Annotated in this window: 1 rRNA gene; it reads right to left on the minus strand. The window is 50.7% G+C overall.

The features are described from left to right. Window positions 1–47 precede the first annotated feature (47 nt). Window positions 48–2,924: ribosomal RNA gene (locus tag EYR97_RS21715) — 23S ribosomal RNA — on the minus strand. Window positions 2,925–3,048: the final 124 nt, after the last annotated feature.

The following is a 3,048-nucleotide window of genomic DNA, read 5'->3' on the forward strand; positions in this document are numbered from 1 at the left end:
TTAGCTTGTCTACAACACACCAGAGCCTAAAGCCTCTTGGGCGTTGTATGGTTAAGCCTCTCGGGCAATTAGTACAGGTTAGCTTAACGCCTTACAACGCTTCCACACCCTGCCTATCAACGTCATCGTCTATAACAACCCTTCCAGACCTTAAAGGTCAGGGATGACTCATCTTTGGGCCGGCTTCCCGCTTAGATGCTTTCAGCGGTTATCCGTTCCGAACGTAGCTACCGGGCAATGCCATTGGCATGACAACCCGAACACCAGCGGTTCGTCCACTCCGGTCCTCTCGTACTAGGAGCAGCTCCCATCAATCATCCAACGCCCACACCAGATAGGGACCGAACTGTCTCACGACGTTCTAAACCCAGCTCGCGTACCACTTTAAATGGCGAACAGCCATACCCTTGGGACCGACTTCAGCCCCAGGATGTGATGAGCCGACATCGAGGTGCCAAACACCGCCGTCGATATGAACTCTTGGGCGGTATCAGCCTGTTATCCCCGGAGTACCTTTTATCCGTTGAGCGATGGCCCTTCCATACAGAACCACCGGATCACTATGACCTACTTTCGTACCTGCTCGACGTGTCTGTCTCGCAGTTAAGCTAGCTTATGCCATTGCACTAACCTCACGATGTCCGACCGTGATTAGCTAACCTTCGTGCTCCTCCGTTACTATTTGGGAGGAGACCGCCCCAGTCAAACTACCCACCAGACACTGTCCACAATCCCGATTAGGGACCAATGTTAGAACATCAAACATACAAGGGTGGTATTTCAAGGACGGCTCCACACAATCTAGCGACTGTGCTTCAAAGCCTCCCACCTATCCTACACATGTAGGTTCAATGTTCAGTGCCAAGCTGTAGTAAAGGTTCACGGGGTCTTTCCGTCTAGGTGCGGGTACACAGCATCTTCACTGCGATTTCAATTTCACTGAGTCTCGGGTGGAGACAGCGTGGCCATGGTTACACCATTCGTGCAGGTCGGAACTTACCCGACAAGGAATTTCGCTACCTTAGGACCGTTATAGTTACGGCCGCCGTTTACCGGGGCTTCGATCAAGAGCTTCGCTTACGCTAACCCCATCAATTAACCTTCCGGCACCGGGCAGGTGTCACACCCTATACGTCCTCTTACGAGTTTGCAGAGTGCTGTGTTTTTAATAAACAGTCCCAGCCACCTGGTCACTGCGGCCCCCATCTGCTTACCGCGCGAAGCGTTCACAAACAGGGGCGTACCTTCTCCCGAAGTTACGGTACAATTTTGCCGAGTTCCTTCACCCGAGTTCTCTCAAGCGCCTTAGTATTCTCTACCTGACCACCTGTGTCGGTTTGGGGTACGGTTCATATAATCATAAGTTTAGAAGCTTTTCCTGGAAGCAGGGCATCAACAACTTCACCACCGTAGTGGCTCGTCTCGCGTCTCAGTCTTAGAAACCCGGATTTACCTAAGTTTCCAACCTACTCGCTTTCACTTGGACAACCAACGCCAAGCTTGCCTAGCCTTCTCCGTCCCTCCATCACTGATTATATAAGTACGGGAATATTAACCCGTTTCCCATCGACTACGCATTTCTGCCTCGCCTTAGGGGCCGACTTACCCTGCCCTGATTAGCATGGGACAGGAAACCTTGGTCTTCCGGCGTGGGAGTTTTTCACTCCCATTATCGTTACTCATGTCAGCATTCGCACTTGTGATATGTCCAGCAAGCTTTACAACTCACCTTCATCCACTTACACAACGCTCCCCTACCCAGCATGTAAACATGCTGCCGCAGCTTCGGTATATTGCTTAGCCCCGTTACATCTTCCGCGCAGGCCGACTCGACTAGTGAGCTATTACGCTTTCTTTAAAGGGTGGCTGCTTCTAAGCCAACCTCCTAGCTGTCTATGCCTTCCCACATCGTTTCCCACTTAGCAATATTTTGGGACCTTAGCTGGCGGTCTGGGTTGTTTCCCTCTCCACGACGGACGTTAGCACCCGCCGTGTGTCTCCCGGATAGTTCTCATTGGTATTCGGAGTTTGCAAAGGGTTGGTAAGTCGGGATGACCCCCTAGCCTTAACAGTGCTCTACCCCCAATGGAATTCGTCCGAGGCTCTACCTAAATAGATTTCGGGGAGAACCAGCTATCTCCCGGTTTGATTGGCCTTTCACCCCCAGCCACAAGTCATCCGCTAACTTTTCAACGTTAGTCGGTTCGGTCCTCCAGTTGATGTTACTCAACCTTCAACCTGCCCATGGCTAGATCACCGGGTTTCGGGTCTATACCTAGCAACTAAACGCGCAGTTAACACTCGCTTTCGCTACGGCTCCGTTATTCACTTAACCTTGCTACTAAATATAAGTCGCTGACCCATTATACAAAAGGTACGCAGTCACACCACGAAGGTGCTCCCACTGCTTGTACGTATACGGTTTCAGGTTCTATTTCACTCCCCTCACAGGGGTTCTTTTCGCCTTTCCCTCACGGTACTGGTTCACTATCGGTCAGTTAGGAGTATTTAGCCTTGGAGGATGGTCCCCCCATATTCAGTCAAGATAACACGTGTCCCGACCTACTCGATTTCACTGCATAGACTTCTTCGTGTACGGGGCTATCACCCTGTATCGCTCCTCTTCCCAAAGGATTCCACTAAATTCTATGCAGCTTAAGGGCTGCTCCCCGTTCGCTCGCCGCTACTAGGGGAATCTCGGTTGATTTCTTTTCCTAAGGGTACTTAGATGTTTCAGTTCCCCTCGTTCGCCTCTACACCCTATGTATTCAGGTGCAGATACCTATAAATAGGTGGGTTTCCCCATTCGGACATCTGTGGCTCAAATGCATTTTGTCGGCTCACCACAGCTTTTCGCAGACTTACACGTCCTTCATCGCCTCTAACTGCCAAGGCATCCACCGTATACGCTTCGTCACTTAACCATACAACCCTAAAAAGCCTTGAGTATCGGCCTCATGTCCGCCTTTTGAAATCGGACAAGGGTAATGTTGTATGCATGACAAGCTAATCGGAAGAATTGCCTTGCTATCGTCTTGTCAATCGGAC

The sequence above is a fragment of the Alteromonas sp. KUL42 genome (genome assembly GCF_006538325.1).
In the GTDB taxonomy this organism is placed as follows: Bacteria; Pseudomonadota; Gammaproteobacteria; order Enterobacterales; family Alteromonadaceae; genus Alteromonas.